We start from the raw sequence: 19504 nt of genomic DNA, 5'->3' as shown, positions 1-19504 counted from the left end.
CTGCGTTTCCTTCCTTTGAATCGGTAATTGAATACGTTCAAAGGCTCTGACCGATGGTTCAGAGTAAACGGGATCAGTCTGTCATTTTCAATCATCCTGACCTTAAAATAAGTGTTATACTCGTTTTCCCGTTTACGTTGAATCACAGGCCGTGGCCTGTGATTCTTTGTTTTTTTATGACTATCTTAATTAGTTAAGCGTTCACTACAGACTACTACTGGAGGTACCGCTATGATGACGTTACTGTTCTATTGATACGAGCTGGCACGATAAGCTCGTATCGATAGAAGCGTGCTTCGCTATCGATACGAAATAAATCTTATTTCGGAGGTAGCGAATATGGAAAAGATATGTTTTGAGTTAGAACAGGTTGAGATGACCTATATGGATAAAGCAATACTGAACATTGAGCGACTGGCTGTGCATCAACTGGATCGCATCGGTGTAGTAGGTGGAAATGGTCAGGGTAAAAGTACATTATTGAAACTCATTGCGGGACAGATTCAGCCCACAGCTGGAAAGGTAAAACGTTACGCAGAGTTCGGCTATTTGGAACAAGTGGAACCACCCCAGTATAAAGGGAATCTGGAAGTTGACGGGGCTTTACTGAGTAAATTAGCTATTCCTCAACACGACCAGCCATGGAGTGGCGGAGAACAAACGCGTCTAAAACTCGCTCAAATGTTCTCTCATTATCACGAAGTATTGTTGCTGGATGAACCAACAACACATCTGGATCAGGAGGGCATTACATTCTTACTGGATGAATTGCGCTATTACTATGGGGCAATTGTGCTGATTAGTCATGATCGTGCGGTACTGGATGAGCTGGTAACCACGATCTGGGAAATTCATCAGGGAGAGGTTCGGGTATATTCCGGCAATTACAGTGGCTATCAGGCACAGAAGAGGGTTGAGCGTGAACAGCAGAACCAGGCCCATGAACAATTCTCCAAGGAGAAAAGACGATTGGAACTGGCCGCCCGGGAAAAGATGAAGAAAGCCGAAAAAATAACGCAGGCCGGAAGCATGTCCAAAAAAGAATCCAAGGCAAAAGCAAATCGTATGGTTGAAACGAAATCCAAAGGCACCAGTCAAAAAGCAGTGCACCGCGCAGCCAAAGCGATAGAACAGCGTATGCAACAACTTCACGAGGTGAAAGCAGTGCAAGAGGATCGGCCTATCATCTTCCGTCAGCCAAAGACACTGGAGCTGCACAATCGCTTTCCGATTATGGCAGATCGCCTTACACTTGAGGTAGAAGGCCACGTATTATTGGAGGATGTAAGTTTTCAGGTTCCATTAAAACAAAAAATAGCGATAACCGGAGCCAATGGCAGTGGGAAAAGCACATTGCTTAACCATGTTTTCCATGTCGGAGATCACATCAAGATATCTCCAAAAGCAAAGCTCGGTTATTTTCAGCAAATGAGCTATCGTTTTACAACACAAGAGACCGTATTACAATTCCTGAAGAATCGTTCGGAATATGAGGAATCAGAGCTCAGAAGTGCGTTGCACGCGATGCAATTCGCAGGTAACGACCTGCTGAAGAATGTTGGGACATTAAGCGGAGGAGAAGCGATTCGTCTTCAATTATGTCACTTGTTTCTGGGCCAATACAACATTCTATTGTTGGATGAACCAACGAATTTTCTTGATATGCACGTACTGGAAGCGTTGGAGCGTTTTATCAAGGCGTATGAGGGAACAATTCTGTATGTATCTCATGATCAGACATTTATTGAAAATACAGCAGATCTACAATTTCAGATTTCAGATCAGCGATTGCTTCAGGTGACTAGATAAGTTGAACTAAAGAATATTTACACTAGACACTCCGATGACAGAACAACCTTAGAGGAAAAGAAGTAACAAAAACAGCCAAAGTGATTTTGGCTGTTTTTGTTTGAGAATATGGAGGCTCGTGATCTAATAGGATATGTAGATTCATTAAGAATCGACTTTTACAACCGTTGAATGCATGTTACCTGTGAGACGTTGAGGCGGGAAAACCATGCGCACTGGTGCAATGATGATCGCAGCAAATACAGCTTTGATCAGATCTCCAATAATGTAAGGGTAGAACCCTTGAATCATAGCCTCAGGAAGGTCCATTTTGTATGCATAGGCAAGCCAAGGGACCCCAGATACATACACGAGCAGTGAACCAAACAGTTCAAATACAACAAAAGCGAGAATGAATCCTGTGACACCTTTGATGTTGATTCGTGCAAGAAGCAATCCAATTAATAATGCGGAGATCGGCCACATCATCACATATCCTCCGGTAGGTCCGAGTAATACCGCAAGTCCTCCGGTCCCGTGCAGCAAGGGGAATCCAAGAGCGGTGAGCAGAACAACCATCGTGACACTTAGAAAACCATAGAGTGGACCAAGTAATCCTCCGGCCAGCATGACAGCCAAAGTTTGTAATGTTATCGGTACAGGGGAGAAGCCAATGGGAATGCTTATGTAACCAAATAGTACTAAAATTGCGGCCATAAGTGCGCTGAATACAATGCCTCGCAAAGATAATTTCATGTTTGAACAATCCTCTCCATTTTGGTAATATGATTGTTAACCAATTAGAAACACGTGGTTAACGATTAGGATCGTACCACATAACCATAGAAAGGGAAAGGACTAATTTACGATGCAAGGCAACCTACCAATAATGATATTAGAAGATGCTAGAGTGTATTATGCTTCCGAGGCTGGTCAAGTAAGAAAAGCGCTGGATGGAGTCTCACTTACGCTTTACCAAGGAGAATGGATTAGTATTGTAGGGGCGAATGGTAGTGGGAAAAGTACGCTCGCTGGAGTACTGATTGGATTCACTCCGTTATCGGGAGGGGTACGGAATATCTCGGATGAACTTACCGTTCGGGGTGTATTGCAGCAACCGGATGCACAGGTACTAGGCGATACGATTGAAGAGGAATTTCATTTTGCGCTGTCACCATTGATGGATTCTGTAGAAGAGCAATTGGAGCACAGGCAGGACGCATTACATACCGTAGGACTTCAATATCCCCCGGAGAAGGCCATCTCACAATTATCCGGTGGACAGAAACAACTGCTTAACATTGCCGTAGCGCTTGCAGCCAAACCGGATGTCTTGATTCTGGATGAGCCGACAGCCATGCTTGATCCGGAAGCAAGAGACCGCATCGAGACCATCGTTCAGAAGATCACCCAGCGGGGTACAACGGTGATCTGGATTACACATCATCTGGAAGAAGCAACGCTGTGTGATCGAATTATTGCTATTGAACGGGGACGTTGTGTGTACAACGGGGCGCCTGAGTCCTTTTACTATGAAAAAGAGACGAAAGAGAAGATTACCTGGGAAAATGTACAGCTGTCGCCCTGTGAGCGGTTAGGTTTGGAACCTCCTTTTACTGTAAAGACTGCGTTATTGCTCAAGCAAAAAGGCATGCTGCCAGAAGCCATGCCACTGCGACCCGAGCAACTGGCTAAGGAGGTCGCACGTTGGAGATTCAATTAACCAATATACGTATAGAAGCATCGGATTCGAGCAAACGTACACTACTTGAAGATGTGACAATGCAATTGAACGGTGGGGAAATCACTTTGCTGCTGGGCTGTACGGGTTCGGGAAAAACAACATTATTACAGACGCTGGCTGGTCTGAAGCCTCCCGATGCAGGAAGTATTACACTGGATTGCACGCCTTACTGGCGAGAAGGGAAAGTGCCGCAATCGATTTTATTGCAGATGGGGCTGGTATTTCAATTCCCGGAACAACAATTGTTTGCCCGGAGCATTCAGCGTGAATTCACATATTCTTTGCGTCCATATCGACTATCGGACAGCCAGCAACAAGAGCAGATTACGAAAGCACTTAATCACTGGGACCCACCGGTATCCCCGGAGCTGGAAAGGCGATTCCTGCTGGACAGGTCGCCATTTGCACTAAGTGGGGGAGAGAAGCGCAGGCTTGGACTTGCACTCGGAAGTGTGCCCAATCCACCATGGCTTCTGCTGGATGAGCCGAGCGCTGGGTTGGAAGCGCAAAGTGTTGGACTGTTGCTGGATGCAATAGAACAACATCGTCTGGCGGGCGGTGGGGTCGTGGTTGCAACACATGATCTGGATACATTTTTGCCTTGTGCTGATCGGGTATTGTTGTTACAGGAAGGTCGTCTAATCGCCGATCTCACGCCGAGACAACTTCACGAAAGTCCTGAACTGCTGGAGCAGACAGGGATCGGATTGCCACCTTCCATGCGACTGGCACAGCAGTTCAGAACTGCAGGTATTGAGCTGCCTTTTACCGCGATGACGCCAGAGGAGATGGCCAAAAGCATTGTTCAGTCCAAGTCAGTTGAAGTACAGATTCAAAACGAATCGAAAGAAGCATCAGGGACGGTAACGATGGAAGTCAAGAGCGATGCAATGAAGTATGAAAAAGGAGCATCGATGCTGTCGTCCATTAAAACGGAAGATGATCCGAAGCTTCTTCCGAACACCTTGACTCATTCGGGTGGATTATATGGCGTCATGGACCCGCGTCTGAAGTGGATTTTGTATATTTTACTGGTTACCGCCGCGATGCTTCAACAGCGCTGGCTGGGATTGACGTTAACATTGGTGCCGGTAGTAGCAGCACTTGCCGTTCTCCCGCGTCAGACTTTGGCTGGATGCCTAAAGTTAATGAAGCCACTATTAATCTTTTTCCTCATATCGACGGCGTTATCTGGAACAACCCTTTCAACTGAGGGAGGAGGACTGCACTTTGGCTTTTCCCTGGTACAAGCGGAGGGCACTTTACTGAATGTATATCGTTTGTTTATCGTCACGTTGGCAAGTCTATGGTTCTCACTGACGACGCCTTATGGGCGAATGGTAGAAGGGCTGAACTGGGTACTCGGTATCGGTAAAAAAATCAGGCTGCCCGTTGCTTCGTTTGCACTTGCTGTATCGTTAATCTTTCGTTTTATCCCGATGATCTGGAGTGAGTGGCAGCGATTCTCGCTGATCGTGCGGGCGCGTGGGAAGGCAGCTTTGAGACCAAACACCGTGCGGATTCGTGACCTAGGCCCGATGGTTATCCCCTTGTTAATGGCACTGTTCCAACGTGCAGAGGATATGACCATTGCGATGGAAATGCGAAAAGTTAGAGAGCACTCCTTGCTTGGAGCACGCTCTTCGTTATTGGTATGGTCTAAACGAGATACCTCGATTAGCATGGCTGGCCTCATTGGTTTTGTACTATTAGTATGGATTCGTCAACTGTGATGGCGATGATTAACGTGATTAATCCGGTGATGAATAAGACGATGGATTAGGATGATGGATAACCATCATAAACGCAGTGTTTCCCAAAGATCATGCATAAGTATGGTTGGTCTTGCTCACAATAAGTGTGCGTGGATCATCTGGAAGCGGATCAGGAGGGACGAACGATGAAAGATAAGTTTTTGCGTGAAGAACGGCAAGAATATACCGATGTGTCTACGGTGGAGTCGCAACGAAACGATATCACACTCGAAGAATTCCCGGAGGGCCCTTACGGTTCATCTTTACTATCCGAGTCTCTTGGAAAAAGTTCTCCGTGGCGGGCAGATCAGCGGTCTGCACATCGTTTTGATTATGAAAATCATGAGCTTCATGAAGGAGAAGTACGAGATTATCCGGGTCAGGATGTGTTCGATGAAACGGTTCCGGATAACGTGTCCAAGCCTCAATACCCGGAAGAATCGTAATGACATTTTGAGATAAATTAGAGTATAGCCTCCGACAGGATTGTCCTGTTCGGGGGCTATTTTCGTTGAGGTAGTTTAAAACAAATCTCCTCTAATTCCACAATATGGGTTATTATTAGGGGGAGCTAGAGATTGAATGAGTGGAGAGATGACATGAGAGAGATCGATTATAGTCAATATTTCTGGCAGGATGACAAGGTTAGATTGCGTGCTTTGCGTGAGGAAGATTGGGAAGATCATTATTATAACCGCTTTGATACACCCGCCCGTCGGTTATTAGAGTGTGCAGTAGAGTTGCCGCCAACCCATGTTGAAGCGAAGAGTTTCACGGAAAACTTCTCTGATTTTTCTTTAGCCAAAGGACGGATCATGTTTACAATTGTAAATATGGATGGTGAAAATGTCGGAGGTGTGAATCTGAACAGCATTGATGAGAGAAACGGTACCTTTAGCATTGGCATTCAAATTGACAGGGATCATCGAGGAAAAGGATACGGAACCAGAGCCGTTCGAATCTTGCTGAACTATGCCTTCTTCGAGCGTAGGCTCAACAAATTCAATGATTCTGTACTCGAAGGAAATGAACCTTCCGCAGCGATGATGAGAAAACTTGGATGTATTCAGGAAGGCGTACGTCGCCAGGTGATCTATACGGATGGAAAATACCAGGATATGATCCTCTTTGGATTAACCAAAGACGAGTTTATGAAAAAAGAGGGCCTTGTATGAGTCCAGCATAAATAAGATCGCCAGGGAGCTCGAAATCTGCCAATTTTAGTTGGATAAATGAAAATGTACATTAAGCGGAAGGCGAGAGTATCCAAATGATATCAAAATCTGAGGTGATCGTGTGGATAGAGTAATACCCGATCCGACATGGAAAAGGTTAGGTTTTGCTGAACAGCCTGATTTTCATACTTCTGGTCTGGGTGTGGGGATTGTAATTATCGATTCAATTAAACCACATCATCTCGTAAATCACTTAAATACACGAATCAAATGTGTTGAAGTACATGAAAATATGACTGTCACTGTGCGAGACATTTCATCTATGAATAGGGAGGAGGATAATCGGAAAGGTGAGCATGGCCTTATGAGTATACTGGCTTTGGCCCATGAGCCTATTCTATTAGAGGAACAGATTCATGTCGGGATTGCATCAGCGGCAACATTTATCGTTCTTGACCATGGGGCATTTACAGCTGGAGAAGGAGAACGTCTGAAAAAAGGAATGGAATGGATTCTTGAACATGGGGTCGAATGGAATATAAAAATCATTTTATGCACTGGTTGGCAGGCATCAGATAATGAAGTTCATCTTAAAAATACGAGTGAAAACTCAACGGTTAAAGCATTGGCGACAGCTGTGCAACAGGGCATTTTGGTTATTTGTTCGAATGGAAATACACGTTTAAATAACATCATGCCTCCAATACAATATCTAGCAGTAGGAGGCTACGTTGATCGTGGAAAGGCCGATCGTTCATCACATGTTCCTTTCCCGGATGAACCTTATGGTAGGAATGGAGATGGTCACTTTAGGCCAGATATATTAGCGCCCAGACTACATCTTACAATCCCTTACTATGAAAGTGAAGATTCTGGTCATAGCGTATCTTATTATGGGGGAACATCTGGAGCTGCTGCGCTTGTAGCTGGTGTTGCGGCCCATTTGTTCTCCCAATTTCCGAGTCTAAGTTCCGAGATGCTGAGACACGTATTAGTCGAGCATGGAGAACCACTTGAGGGTGATGATAATTTGGCTCCTCGAATTAACGTAGAGAATACAATTCGTTATTTGTACATGGCAGATAAGCCAAGATACATATCAAAAACTTTACCCAAGATAAGTATTCAAAATCAAAATCCCTATAGCGCAATTCATTCAATGGATGAGATTGAAAGAGCCCTTTCTTTAACTGCTTTAGTTGCGAGGGATGAATTATCACGTGAAGAGTTATGGAGTTTCACTAAGGATTCATCCGCTATTGTTCGTAAAATTGCAGTATCTACCCTCGGTGAACCGATGAACGAACAAGAGAGGCAATTGTATTGGGTATGCTTAATGCATGAAGCAGAAGGGGGTGTGCGTGGGTGGTACATGCATGGATTACTGCAAAATGCTCCAAAGGAGGAAATACACAATTGGATTAATTGGACAACAGATATTAACTGGTCGGTTCGATGGTGTGTTAGCGAATATCTGGCTCGATATCCAGAGTGTTTTCCCCAACTTGAAAAAACACAAGATCCTGATGCTATACATATCAAGGCATTGCCTTTAAGGCAATGGTACATGGCACTATGATATAACGAGATTCATTATGTGGAGGCAATCTTATGAAACAAAGCAATTCAAACGATGAATTAATCATCGACTGCAAGGATATTTATTTGCGCGAGTATCGACTTGAGGATTTGGAGAAAATGCAGGGAATTACGTGGCAACCCGAGGTTTATGAGTTCCTACCAGGATGGAACGCCACGATTGAAGAGAGAGCCCTGTGGCTCGCCGAATATGAAATCCCTGAGAATCAGCGTTTTAAACAAGCTGTGATGGCGGGAGGGGATATCGGAGAGTTATATTTACGTATGGCTATCGTACTCAAAGAAAATGATGAGTTCATTGGATGGTGCTGCTCAGGGATCAAGGACGAACTGCCAGCACCCAATCGGGAGATTATGTACGGTATTTCGAAACACTTCAGGAACCGTGGCTATACAACGCAGGCTGTAAACGGAATGACGGAGTATTTGTTTGAACATACAAACGTGGAAGTGTTAAATGCCATCGCTTTGACTACCAATCAAGCATCCAATAAGGTCATACAGAAATGTAATTTTGAACGGTTAAATTTGATCGAGATCGAGGATGAACCCTATAACCATTACCAATTGTGTAAGCATCAAGGTCGTTCTTAATATAACAAAGCCCCAGAGAGAATGGCTTATAATATCAAATTTTCGGATCAGGTTATACAGTTATTACTGCTGCCTGATTTTTTGTTTTGTTTAAGAAGCTGTTGAGGAAACATTGTTAGGAACGTGCTCCCTTACATAAAATTCAAAACTTTAATCTGCAGCACAAGGCTTATATTAGTAATTTTCTCCACGATAATAGCGCTCCAGTTTGTTATCCAAATGAACAAGCTGCGCTTTTTTCTCCTCGATATCATTCAGCAACTTTTGTTTTTGATCTTCAATCAGTTTGGTTCTTTCCTTGAGAGTAGAGGTCCCCTCGTTTACCTGATCATAGTATTTTTTGATGTCTTCCACACTCATTCCGGTTTCGCGAAGGCATTTGATAAAAACCAACCAGTTCAGATCATCCTCGGAATAAAGACGGTTATTCTGCTCACTTCGTGCAGCAGGTTTCAACAGTCCCTTTCTTTCGTAAAAGCGGATCGCTCCGATCGAGACCTCGACTTTTTTTGCAACTTCTCCAATGGTTAACATGTTAAACCCCTTTTATAAAAAAGATTTGACCTACACTAAGTGTAGCATAGTAACTTATACATTGTTAAATATAAATCAAATTATGGAAAGAAGGGTTTGCATGAAAAAGACTGTCTTGGTAACTGGTGCAAATAAAGGAATTGGATATGAAATCGTTAAGCAGTTAGGTGAAGCAGGATGGAAAGTTATCCTTGGCGCACGCAGTGTTGAACGGGGTGAAGCCGCTGTTTCGGAGTTAACTTGCAAAGGGCTAGACGTAGAATTGTTACAAATAGACATGACTGACTTGAAGAGCATCCAGCAGGCAGCCGATACGATTAACAAGACTTATCCCGCAATAAAGTTATTGATCAATAACGCGGGTATGCCGGGTGCTTTCTCGCATTCATTTACGGATACCCAGGAGGAAGATCTACGGAACGCCTTTGAAGTCAACTTTTTCGGCACCTTCCGTTTGAATCAGCGATTGTTCCCGTTAATTAAAGATAATGAAGGCACAATCATTAATGTATCAACCGACATGGCTTCTCTGGACCATATGCAAAATGCAGAATTTACTTTAAATGCCTTCGACTATAACTCATCTAAAACGGCCAATAGTGCCATGACACTTTCGATGGCTTATGAATTGAAACACAGCAGGGCTCAAGTCTTTGCGGTAACGCCTGGATTCACATCAACAGATCTTAATGGCAATGCCGAAGGCGGTAAATCAAAAGAAGCTGGCGCCGCGATTATCGTGGGCTATGCGACAGATGGCAAACGTCATAACGGGGAGTTCCTGGATGAGAATGGCGTGTACCGTTGGTAATCCACCATTGCCAAAAGTAACAATGATCGAGATGAATCTAAGTGTATCTTCAAACTCAAACTCAGGAAAGACATACGATGATGGATATAAGGGTCTATACAGTCTTGAGGTTGATGCTTGATGATCTTGTACCCTGGATGATACGGAAAATTAGATGAAGCTATTGGCGTGGTTACGTTACTTAGATAGCAAGGAATATGAGAATACAACGTCGAATAAAAAAATATGTTTGTTTTATCTTGTTTATATGCTGTAAATGAAACAAACACCAAACTTAGACGAATATCTTTCTTGTACTAAGTTAACAGAGCAAGTACTATAAATCGTATTTCTAACAAGCGTATCAATCGGAGGTATATATCTAATGGAGGTTTCACTATATAAAGCAGATTTAAAAGATGCAGTGACTATTCATGAAATGAAAGTCAAAGCATTTATGCCCTTGTTGGAAAAATATCAGGATTTTGCAACAAGCCCTGCCAATGAAACCGTAGAAAGAATTATTACTCAAATCAATCAATCTTTCACAGATTATTTCATAATTCATCATCTTGAGGTTGCTGTTGGTGGGATTAGAGTCGTGGAAAAAGATAATCATATCTATAGTGTTAGCCCAATTTTTATACTGCCAGAACATCAAGGAAAAGGAATTGCACAAAAAGTTTTTACAATGGTTGAGCAGATATATGATGATGCAAAGTCATGGAAATTGGGTACCATCTTACAAGAGAAAGGGAACTGTTATTTGTATGAAAAGATAGGCTACAAAAAAACGGGTGCAACAAAAACAATTAACGACAAAATGACTATGGTATTTTATGAAAAGCATATATAAACTTCAAATCCTTGAATAAGACGTCTCAGATTCGTTAGCCCGAAACAATTGGGCTACAACTGTACAATCGGATACAAAATAGAATCCCCCTCCATTTTCTAAATCGAAATGAGAGGGGGATTCGTCATGCAATCAAGAGCGGGAATTAAAATGGAAGCGTTTGGAGAGCTTGACTAGAGCATGAGTAATGATCAAGTAGATCTTACGTAAGCTGCTTATAGCCAACTTATAGGCTACTTAGGGGTTACGCTCAGCTTAGACATCAGCCTTATTCAGCGGCAGTAAAATCATAAATTCCGTTCCCAAGCCTACCTGACTTTGTACGGTAATTTTCCCACCATGCGACTCCACAATCGAGCGGGTAATGGCTAGACCAAGACCTGCACCACCTTGTTTTCGCGAACGAGAACTGCTTGTGCGGTAAAATCGCTCAAAGATATGGGGCAGATGTTCAGGTTCAATGCCTGTGCCGTTATCCTTCACGGACAATTCAGCCTTATGGTGAGTGGCATATAGCGTTATGGAGATGGCTCCGTGCTCTGGATCGGTGTGCTGAACCGCATTATGGAACAGATTCAGCACAACCTGCTTCAGCTTGTAAGGGTCAGCGAGGATATGGACTTCAGCCGTCAGATCGAGATGAATGGATCTTCGTTGAGCCATCATGGCCAGCTGTGGTTGCATTTCGAGTAGCAGACTATCCAGTTGAATGATCTCTCGTTCCTGCTTTGGAGCTTGATCCAGTTTGGTCAGAAGCAGCAAATCTTCAACCAGCTTGTTAATTCGTATCGACTCGCCGTGCATACTGTCCAGCGCTTTATACAATTGATCTTGATTGGTCGCTGCACCCCGCTGTAGAACTTCGATAAAGCCATGAATCGAGGTGAGGGGGGTACGCAGTTCATGGGAAGCATCGGATAAGAAACGCTGCATCTGCTCTTTCGATTCCCGCTCCGCTTCAAACGAGTTCTCCAGCCTTTCAAGCATGCCATTGAATGAAAGTGCGAGCTGATCCACTTCTTCTTGTCCCTGAACGGCGGGAAGGCGTTCTGCGAGACTGCCTACATCGATCTGCTGTACTTTATTCACCATGTTGGACAGGGGAACAAGCGTCCGGCGTAATACCTTGGTGTATAGAATAAGACCGGCTACCATGGCCAGAAGCGATAACATGATGAAGATAAGAAGCTGTTTAATAATCAGATCTCTCAGTGGTTTCGTAGCCGTGCCCATCTGGACCATCGGTAACCCGCGATTACGTGGACCAGGTGAGGCGAATACAATCAATTGCTCATTCCCTTGGCTATCCGTTACGATTCGGTAGGGAATATGTTTTTGTTCTTTTAACTGCGTTGTAATGTCCTGATATGCAACGGTTGAGAGATGAGGGGCGTTCAGACCATCTTCTCCAAAAACATCTTCGAACGTGCCTTGGTTATCAAACAGAGCCAGTGAACGGTCTGGAATAAACAACACCCGATTGCCAGACCCGTTTCCTGCCTGTCCACCAAAAGGATTGTTGGAAGCGCCGCTACGGGACTGGATTCCGAGCCAAACCGGGGGCATGGACATGAGCTGTTCTTCCATGGTTTTTGCCTGATTCCGGTAGAGAAAACTTTCCATGATCCAAAATTGCAAAATACCGATTAACAATAACAGCCCGGCAAGCACGAACAGGGAACGTGAGAGCAATTGAGAGCGCAGTGAACGAGGCCAGATCCATTGGTGCAGACGCTCTAAACGAAGTTTATTTTTCTTGGACAGCGAACTCATCAGAGATCCACCCTGTACCCGACACCCCGAAGCGTGCGAATAAGTCTATGCTCTTTATCCCCGAGTTTGTCACGCAAGGAGCGGACGTATACCTCCACAATATTTTCTTCCCCGCCAAAATCATACCCCCACACCCGGCTCAGAATGGTCGCTTTACTGAGTACAATCCCATGATTAAGCACTATAAATTTTAGCAGTTCATATTCAGTTGGAGACAGTTCCAGAACCTGATCCTGATAAGTGATCTCTTTGCGCTGATCATCAATTCGGAAGGGTCCATGAGTGACGGCTCCTATTAATAAAGGAAATTGATTGCGTAATCTGGCCTGAATCCGGGCGAGCAGCTCGTCGAAGGCAAAAGGCTTGATCATGTAATCGTCAGCACCTAGCCACAAGCCTTTCACCCGATTTTCGACTTCGTCTTTCGCTGTCAGCATAATTACGCCAACCTGGGCACCAGTCTTACGCAGACGCTCGACCACTTCGAATCCATCCATCTCTGGCATCATGACATCCAAAATAGCCATATGCGGCCTGAATTCAAGCGCCAACTCTAGTGCAGCTGCTCCATCCGGTGCGGTGCGCACATCGAAACCTTCATTACTTAATCCCAGTTCCAGAAATTGCAAAATATGCGGTTCATCATCAGCCAAAAGTATTTTAATTCCGCTGCTAAGCTTCATAATGTGCGTTCCCTCCCTGCTTGAATCCATCTAAATTTCTCCCTCACTTTGGAGGGACTGTATGTAGTATTATCGCTGGCCAAACTGAAATTTAGCTGAAAGGATTATGAATTATCCTCAGACAACATTCAGCGGGCACTCATCCCAGCTTTATTTTGGCATGTCACAATACTAGACATGAAGAACTAATAAGGAGTGATTAACATTGAATAACACCAAAAGAAGGATGGATTTTGTCCTTCTGCCGATTGTATTACTGGCGGCATTTCTGAACGGGTACGGCATCTGGAACGATCCATATGCGAATTCCTATTATACGACTGCTGTTGGGAGTATGCTCAGCAACTTCCATAACTTTTTCTTTGCTTCACTCGATTCGGCAGGCTCGGTAACTGTTGATAAACCACCGGTTGTCTTCTGGATTCAGACGGCCTTTGCCTATGTATTCGGATTGCATGGATGGAGCGTTATTTTGCCGCAGGTATTAGCGGGAGTCGGTTCGGTGCTCCTGATTTATTTCATGGTGAAACCTACATATGGTTTTGCAGCAGCACGAATCTCGGCACTTACGATGGCGACTGTGCCTGTCGTGGCGGCAGTCAGTCGGACCAACAATATTGACAGCATGCTGGTGTTTACGCTGCTGTTGGGTTCATGGTTTTTGTTCAAAGGCAGCAAACAAGGCAGTGCTTGGCGCATTTTGGTTGCCTTCGGGTTAATAGGCTTAGCCTTCAATATGAAAATGCTTCAAGCCTACATGATTCTCCCGGCTTTTTACTTGTTCTATCTGCTCGCATTTCAGGCGAAGTGGAGAAGGAAGATCATCCTGCTGATCAGCAGCACAGCGGTTCTGGCGGTGGTTTCCTTATCCTGGGCGGTCACTGTGGATTCTATACCCGAAGACGAGCGGCCTTATATCGGCAGCAGTGAAACAAACTCGGTCATGGAACTGGCATTTGGATACAATGGTCTGGCTCGCCTAACGGGTCAGCAGAATACTGCAGGTAACGCAGGTATGCCGAACGCTACTGGACAGGGCAATAATCGTGGCAATCGAGGAGACTTGTCTTCAGGCCCTAATCAGACAGACAGTGGTGTTCCTGGCGCTGGGCAAGATGTCAATGCACCGGATAACGATAATATGAATGGTTCGAACGGCTTGAACGCCATGGGCGGCATGAATGGGCCGAATGGCAATTTCCCGAACGGGCAGATGCCGAATGATATGGAAATGCCAAATGGAAGAAATTTCGGCGGAGGCAAGGGAGGAATGTTTGGTACGGGGGAAAAAGGTCCTCTGCGTCTGTTCCAGACTGAACTGTCAGGTCAAGCCAGCTGGCTTCTGCCAGTTGTATTGCTTGGATGTATTGCCTTATTTGCAGGGTTGAGACGGAGAAATATTACGAACAAGCACAAGGAGGCTTTATTCTGGCTGGCCTGGCTGCTTCCCGTTGCTGCCTTTTTCAGTGTGGCAGGTTTCTTCCATCAATATTATCTGATTATGCTTGCACCTCCAATTGCGGCGCTGACTGGCGCAGGGTATGTAGCCATGTGGAAGTTATATCGTGAACGAATTGGCTGGCAGGCCTGGTTGCTTCCGGAGTCCGTGCTGCTGACGACCTTGTTCGGCTGGTATATCATGCAGGTGTATAACGATACGATCGGTGCAGGCTGGTCCATTAGTGAATTGATCGCAGGCATTCTGGTCACGGTTATCCTGGCCGTTATGCTTCGACGTACACATCGATGGAAACAGGGTTTCGTTATCGCGGGATTCGTGGTCATGCTGATCGGTCCAATCTACTGGGCATTTACCCCGATTAAATACGGTGGTAACAGTATGATTCCTGCAGCAGGACCTACTGGTTCCAATAGCATGTTTGGTGGAGCCGGAATGGGCATGCCGATGGGTAACGGTGAAGGAGTCACAGGAATGCCTGCAATGGGTGGCCGTGGCGGAATGGGTAACCGTAACGAAGAAGTGGATACAACCACACTGAATTATCTGAAAGAGCACAATACAGGCGAAACGTATCTCTTCGCCACAACAGACTATAATCAGGCAGCACCTTATATCATCGATGAGAATGAAGCGGTGATTACACTGGGAGGTTTCTCCGGGTCAGACCCGGTGTACACAACAGAGGAACTGGAACAACTTGTCAAGAGTGGGCAAGTGAAGTACTTCTTGGTTGGCGGCATGGGTGGACGAGGAGGGAACTCGGACATTAGCGATTGGATCAAAGAGCATGGTACCGAGATTCCGTCCTCTGAATGGCAGACAGGCACGGATAGCGGATCTACGGATAACGGAGACACCGGAAACAGAACTGGATTTGGATTCGGCGGACAGACCACCTTGTACGAAGTGAAATTGTAGCTATATAAATTGAACTTATCATTCACACGATAACGGAGAGGACAGAAAAAACCTGAAAAAGCGAAGCGTTCGCCTACAAGCTTTCTGCAAGAAAGCTACATCGGAAGCATACGCTATCCCCGGATTTTCCCTTTATAAAAGGAATCAAAAAAATCTGGGGATAACAGCGATCGGAAGGTTGTTCTGTCATCGAAGTGTGCAGTGTAAATAATCTTTGGTTCAATTTGTATAGAATGAAAATCTCGAACGAAGTCCATTGAAAAGGGAGGGGACGAACATGGCTCACACGTACCGATACAGTATTATTATTCCCATGTATAACGAGGAAGCGGTGATCGAGGAGACCTATCGGCGTCTGAAGAAAGTCATGGGTAGCACAGGGGAGAGTTATGAACTGCTATTTGTTAATGATGGCAGCAGGGATCAAAGTGCACAGATGATTCGTGACTACGCCCGATGGGACGAGAGTGTGAAACTGATTGATTTTGCCCGTAACTTCGGTCATCAGATTGCGATAACAGCAGGTATGGATTATGCAGCGGGGGATGCGGTCGTTATTATTGATGCGGATCTTCAGGACCCTCCCGAACTGATTCTGGATATGATCGCGAAGTGGAAAGAGGGCTATGAAGTCGTGTATGCCCGTCGCACCAGACGAAGTGGGGAAACCCGCTTCAAGAAATGGTCGGCCAGTCTCTTCTATCGTGTACTCCGTGCTTCAACCGATACGGATATCCCGGTGGATACCGGAGATTTCCGCCTGATTGACCGCAAAGTATGTGATGAGATGAAACGTCTTCCAGAGAAAAATCGGTTCGTGCGCGGGTTGGTCAGTTGGGTTGGTTTCCATCAGACTGCCATTGAATACGAACGTGATGAACGTTTGGCAGGAGAAACGAAATATCCGCTGAAACGCATGCTAAAGCTGAGCCTGGACGGCATTACATCATTTTCGTATAAACCGCTCAAGCTCGCAGGTTATGTAGGTACGATTCTGTCGGTTGGCGGATTCATCTATATGCTAACGGTTATTGGTTCGGCTATCTTTACGGATTCAACCATTAAAGGATGGCCTTCCATTGTGAGTATCATGCTGATGTTTAACGGATTCATCCTGATTATGCTGGGTATTCTGGGCGAGTACGTTGGCCGAATCTATGATGAGACCAAGGCGCGTCCGCTATACATTGTGAGAGACGTGGTTCAGGCCGAGAGCCAGCAAGTGCAATCCCGATTGACAGCCCGAGTGGCTCACCATGACTAATCGTCTGGTCACAATCTTCAAGTTTGGAATTGTGGGGGTCACGAATACGGCAGTGGATGCAGTGGTATTTGTTTTATTGGCAGTGGTCGGTGTACCGGTTCTGATTGCTCAAGTAATCTCGTACAGCTGCGGTGTGGCGAACAGTTATTGGCTGAACGGCAGGTGGACTTTTCGAGATACGGCACGAGGGGGCGGCGATAGAGCGAAACTTATTCGTTTTCTAATCACGAATCTCATCGTTCTCGCGTTATCCGCCCTCATTCTGATGACTTTGCACGATATGCTGGGTTGGAGTCTCGTGATAAGCAAGATTCTGGCAACCTTGATCGGAATGGTTCTAAATTATATGGCCAGCAGATATTGGGTGTTTCGTACAACGAACATATGAAAGGAGTGTATGATGAAATGCGAATTAAAAAAGCAGTCATTCCGGCAGCGGGTCTCGGAACCCGTTTTCTGCCAGCGACCAAAGCACAGCCCAAAGAGATGTTACCGATTGTGGACAAACCGGCTATCCAATACATCGTTGAAGAAGCAGTGCAGTCAGGCATTGAGAATATCCTCATTGTGACCGGACGCAACAAAAAATCCATAGAGGACCATTTTGATAAATCGGTTGAACTTGAACACTCTTTGTATGCCAAAGGCAAACAGTCTTTACTGGAAGAGGTGCAGGCCATCAGCGAGATGGCAAATATTCATTTTATTCGTCAAAAAGAACCGCTTGGATTGGGGCATGCCATTGGGTGTGCACGGCAATTTGTAGGAGCTGAGGCCTTCGCTGTATTGCTAGGAGATGACATAATGGTGTCTGATCCGCCTGCACTTGCACAGATGGTTCATCTCTATGAAAAAACAGGCAACCAGATCATTGGTGTCCGTCAGGTAGACGCGGAAAATGTTAGCAAATATGGCATTATTGATTCGAATGGTGCTGAGGACCGGGTTCACCGGGTCACCAATCTGGTCGAAAAACCTTCTCTTGCGGAAGCGCCATCCCGTACAGCTGTAATGGGACGATACATATTGAAACCTTCTATCTTTCCCATTCTGGATCAGATCGAGAGAGGGGCTGGAGGGGAATATCAGTTAACGGATGCCTTGAAAGAAATAAGTCAGACGGAGGAACTGTTAGCCCTTGAACTGGAGGGACGCCGCTACGATATCGGCGATCAATTCGGATATATTCAGGCGATCTTGGAGATCGGACTGATGCGCAAGGAATTACAGCCCATGCTTACACCATATCTTCAGAAGCTTGCAACCCAGTGGGCATAGGGATTGATATGTAGCAAAGGTTTTTCCAGCATTGTACAATCCTTCCTGTAACGCTACAATGAGCAAGAAAGTTCAAGTTGCTCTTTGAGGAGTGAGGAATCATGAATGAGTCTATCATCAGGGACCTTATTAAGTATATGGACGTGGAGGACAACGCCGCCATTCAGTACATTCAGACCGAGCATCGGATGAAACTGGGACACTTTTGGGGGATACAGGAAGGCAGCCGCGTTCTGGAAATCGGGTGTGGGCAGGGAGATACAACGGCCGTGCTTGCACATCTGGTGGGGGAGCATGGGTACGTTCATGGTGTAGATATTGCACCAGAGGATTATGGTTCACCGCTGACCGTAGGCGAAGCGGCAGCCAAGCTGCGGAGATCTCCACTGGGTAACCGAATTCGAATGGATTATGATTTCGACATTCTAAGTGATCAAGCCCAATTCGCCGAGAGTGAGTTTGATGTGATTGTGCTATCCCATTGTTCATGGTACCTGAAATCATTTGATGAACTCGCGCAGATTCTTAGCAAGGTTAGGACGTGGGGACATCAGTTATGTTTTGCTGAATGGGATGCACGAGTTACAGATGTGAGCCAGCTCTCGCACTGGTTATCCGTTCTGATTCAGTCCCAGATCGAATGTTACAAGGAGAACAGCTTCTCCAATGTGCGCACGCTCTTTACACCAGAGGATATTCAAGAGCTTGTCTCAGCAGCAGGCTGGACGATGAAGGAAGAGACTTCGATCCATTCTCCCGAACTGCAGGACGGTCGCTGGGAAACCGAAATGACACTCGCAGAAGCGCCTGTGGAACTGAAACTGCTTCCGATTCCGGACAAAGTAAAAACACTTCTTCTTTCCGAACTGAAATTACTTAGGACACATCATACCTCGGGGCATGGGAGTCCACTGGGAACGTATGCGATTGTTGCCAAAAAGCAGTAAAGAAATAGCCATTTGCAGCAATTTATAGAAAAACATCTATCGACGGCTTTCACAGGAGACAGACCGCATTTAGCTGAAGTTTTCCTTGCAATAATTGGATTGTTCAGCTCCGCTGAAAACGTATAAATTCCGTTATCTAAAAAAATGTGTTTACTTCATCACAGTAATTTTGATATTATAATCGCAATATCAAATGCGATGAAGAGACGAGTAGATAAAATTCATTCTTTCAAAGAGAGCTCCGGCAGCTGAAAAGGAGTAAAGAATCTTTTATTGAATAAAGACTCAGAGCAGCACATCGGAACTTAGCATTAAGGGATGGTGTGACAGGAGCTCCTGTTACAG

Annotated in this window: 18 protein-coding genes and 1 other annotated feature (1 of these 19 running past the window's edge); of the genes, 14 read left to right on the top strand and 4 right to left on the bottom strand. The window is 45.2% G+C overall.

The features are described 5' to 3' along the window. The first annotated feature begins 339 nt into the window (after positions 1-339). Positions 340-1809 carry an Msr family ABC-F type ribosomal protection protein gene (locus tag FS628_RS01220; protein WP_145317856.1) on the top strand — a complete coding sequence of 490 codons (1470 nt, stop codon included), beginning with the start codon at positions 340-342 and terminating at the stop codon, positions 1807-1809. A 144-nt stretch (positions 1810-1953) separates the two neighbouring features. Here the strand turns inward: FS628_RS01220 and FS628_RS01215 are convergent, their stop codons facing one another. Then, positions 1954-2544: a biotin transporter BioY gene (locus FS628_RS01215; RefSeq protein ID WP_145317853.1), complete on the bottom strand. Its 591-nt coding sequence runs from the start codon at positions 2542-2544 to the stop codon at positions 1954-1956. 133 nt (positions 2545-2677) lie between these two features. Here FS628_RS01215 and FS628_RS01210 point away from each other — a divergent pair, with 133 nt between their 5' ends. From FS628_RS01210 to FS628_RS01185, 6 genes are all read left to right on the top strand, one after another. Beyond that, a complete protein-coding gene (locus FS628_RS01210; RefSeq protein WP_222125163.1) occupies positions 2678-3511 on the top strand; it encodes an ATP-binding cassette domain-containing protein in 834 nt (277 codons plus the stop codon). After that, a complete protein-coding gene (locus FS628_RS01205; RefSeq protein WP_145317848.1) occupies positions 3496-5265 on the top strand; it encodes an ATP-binding cassette domain-containing protein in 1770 nt (589 codons plus the stop codon). The genes FS628_RS01210 and FS628_RS01205 overlap by 16 nt, the downstream gene beginning before the upstream one ends. Before the next feature lie 167 nt (positions 5266-5432). After that, positions 5433-5732: a hypothetical protein gene (locus tag FS628_RS01200; protein WP_124114457.1), complete on the top strand. Its 300-nt coding sequence runs from the start codon at positions 5433-5435 to the stop codon at positions 5730-5732. Positions 5733-5864: 132 nt separating this feature from the next. Further along, a complete protein-coding gene (locus FS628_RS01195) occupies positions 5865-6461 on the top strand; it encodes a GNAT family N-acetyltransferase (RefSeq protein ID WP_260870894.1) in 597 nt (198 codons plus the stop codon). Between the two features lie 121 nt (positions 6462-6582). Then, positions 6583-8040, top strand: a complete 1458-nt coding sequence (locus FS628_RS01190; RefSeq protein ID WP_145317845.1) for a S8 family serine peptidase — start codon at positions 6583-6585, stop codon at positions 8038-8040. Between the two features lie 32 nt (positions 8041-8072). Then, complete coding sequence (locus FS628_RS01185; protein WP_145317842.1) at positions 8073-8654, top strand: GNAT family N-acetyltransferase; 582 nt, start codon at positions 8073-8075, stop codon at positions 8652-8654. A gap of 174 nt (positions 8655-8828) precedes the next feature. On the opposite strand, the gene FS628_RS01180 is transcribed toward FS628_RS01185, so the two are convergent. Then, a complete protein-coding gene (locus FS628_RS01180) occupies positions 8829-9188 on the bottom strand; it encodes a MerR family transcriptional regulator (RefSeq protein ID WP_145317839.1) in 360 nt (119 codons plus the stop codon). A 100-nt stretch (positions 9189-9288) separates the two neighbouring features. Between FS628_RS01180 and FS628_RS01175 the strand changes: the two genes are divergently transcribed. Both FS628_RS01175 and FS628_RS01170 read left to right on the top strand, forming a co-directional pair. After that, the gene (locus tag FS628_RS01175) at positions 9289-9999 is read left to right on the top strand and encodes an SDR family NAD(P)-dependent oxidoreductase (RefSeq protein WP_145317836.1); all 711 of its coding nucleotides are present in this window, start codon (positions 9289-9291) and stop codon (positions 9997-9999) included. Positions 10000-10363: 364 nt separating this feature from the next. Next, positions 10364-10834 (top strand): GNAT family N-acetyltransferase, encoded by a 471-nt coding sequence (locus FS628_RS01170; RefSeq protein ID WP_145317833.1) that lies wholly within the window; start codon positions 10364-10366, stop codon positions 10832-10834. Between the two features lie 255 nt (positions 10835-11089). On the opposite strand, the gene FS628_RS01165 is transcribed toward FS628_RS01170, so the two are convergent. Then, a complete protein-coding gene (locus tag FS628_RS01165) occupies positions 11090-12607 on the bottom strand; it encodes a sensor histidine kinase (protein WP_145317830.1) in 1518 nt (505 codons plus the stop codon). After that, positions 12607-13290 carry a response regulator transcription factor gene (locus FS628_RS01160; RefSeq protein ID WP_062834175.1) on the bottom strand — a complete coding sequence of 228 codons (684 nt, stop codon included), beginning with the start codon at positions 13288-13290 and terminating at the stop codon, positions 12607-12609. The genes FS628_RS01165 and FS628_RS01160 overlap by 1 nt, the downstream gene beginning before the upstream one ends. Before the next feature lie 226 nt (positions 13291-13516). On the opposite strand from FS628_RS01160, the gene FS628_RS01155 reads away from it, so the two are divergent. The 5 genes from FS628_RS01155 (at position 13517) to FS628_RS01135 (ending at position 19159) form a co-directional block, all read left to right on the top strand. After that, positions 13517-15670, top strand: coding sequence for a glycosyltransferase family 39 protein (locus FS628_RS01155; RefSeq protein ID WP_260870973.1), 2154 nt, complete (start codon positions 13517-13519; stop codon positions 15668-15670). Positions 15671-15947: 277 nt separating this feature from the next. After that, positions 15948-16934: a glycosyltransferase family 2 protein gene (locus FS628_RS01150; protein WP_145317824.1), complete on the top strand. Its 987-nt coding sequence runs from the start codon at positions 15948-15950 to the stop codon at positions 16932-16934. Further along, a complete protein-coding gene (locus FS628_RS01145; RefSeq protein ID WP_145317821.1) occupies positions 16927-17322 on the top strand; it encodes a GtrA family protein in 396 nt (131 codons plus the stop codon). The genes FS628_RS01150 and FS628_RS01145 overlap by 8 nt, the downstream gene beginning before the upstream one ends. A gap of 17 nt (positions 17323-17339) precedes the next feature. After that, positions 17340-18212 carry a UTP--glucose-1-phosphate uridylyltransferase GalU gene (gene galU / locus FS628_RS01140; RefSeq protein ID WP_145317818.1) on the top strand — a complete coding sequence of 291 codons (873 nt, stop codon included), beginning with the start codon at positions 17340-17342 and terminating at the stop codon, positions 18210-18212. A gap of 101 nt (positions 18213-18313) precedes the next feature. After that, on the top strand, positions 18314-19159 hold the full coding sequence (locus tag FS628_RS01135; protein WP_145317814.1) for a class I SAM-dependent methyltransferase: 846 nt from the start codon (positions 18314-18316) through the stop codon (positions 19157-19159). Between the two features lie 189 nt (positions 19160-19348). After that, positions 19349-19504, top strand: a binding site (T-box leader); it runs 121 nt beyond the window's last position.

This window comes from Paenibacillus xylanexedens, assembly GCF_007676705.1.
Lineage (GTDB): Bacteria > Bacillota > Bacilli > Paenibacillales > Paenibacillaceae > Paenibacillus > Paenibacillus xylanexedens_C.
Note: the sequence above shows the minus strand (reverse complement) of the source record. Positions and strands in the feature narration are given on the sequence as shown.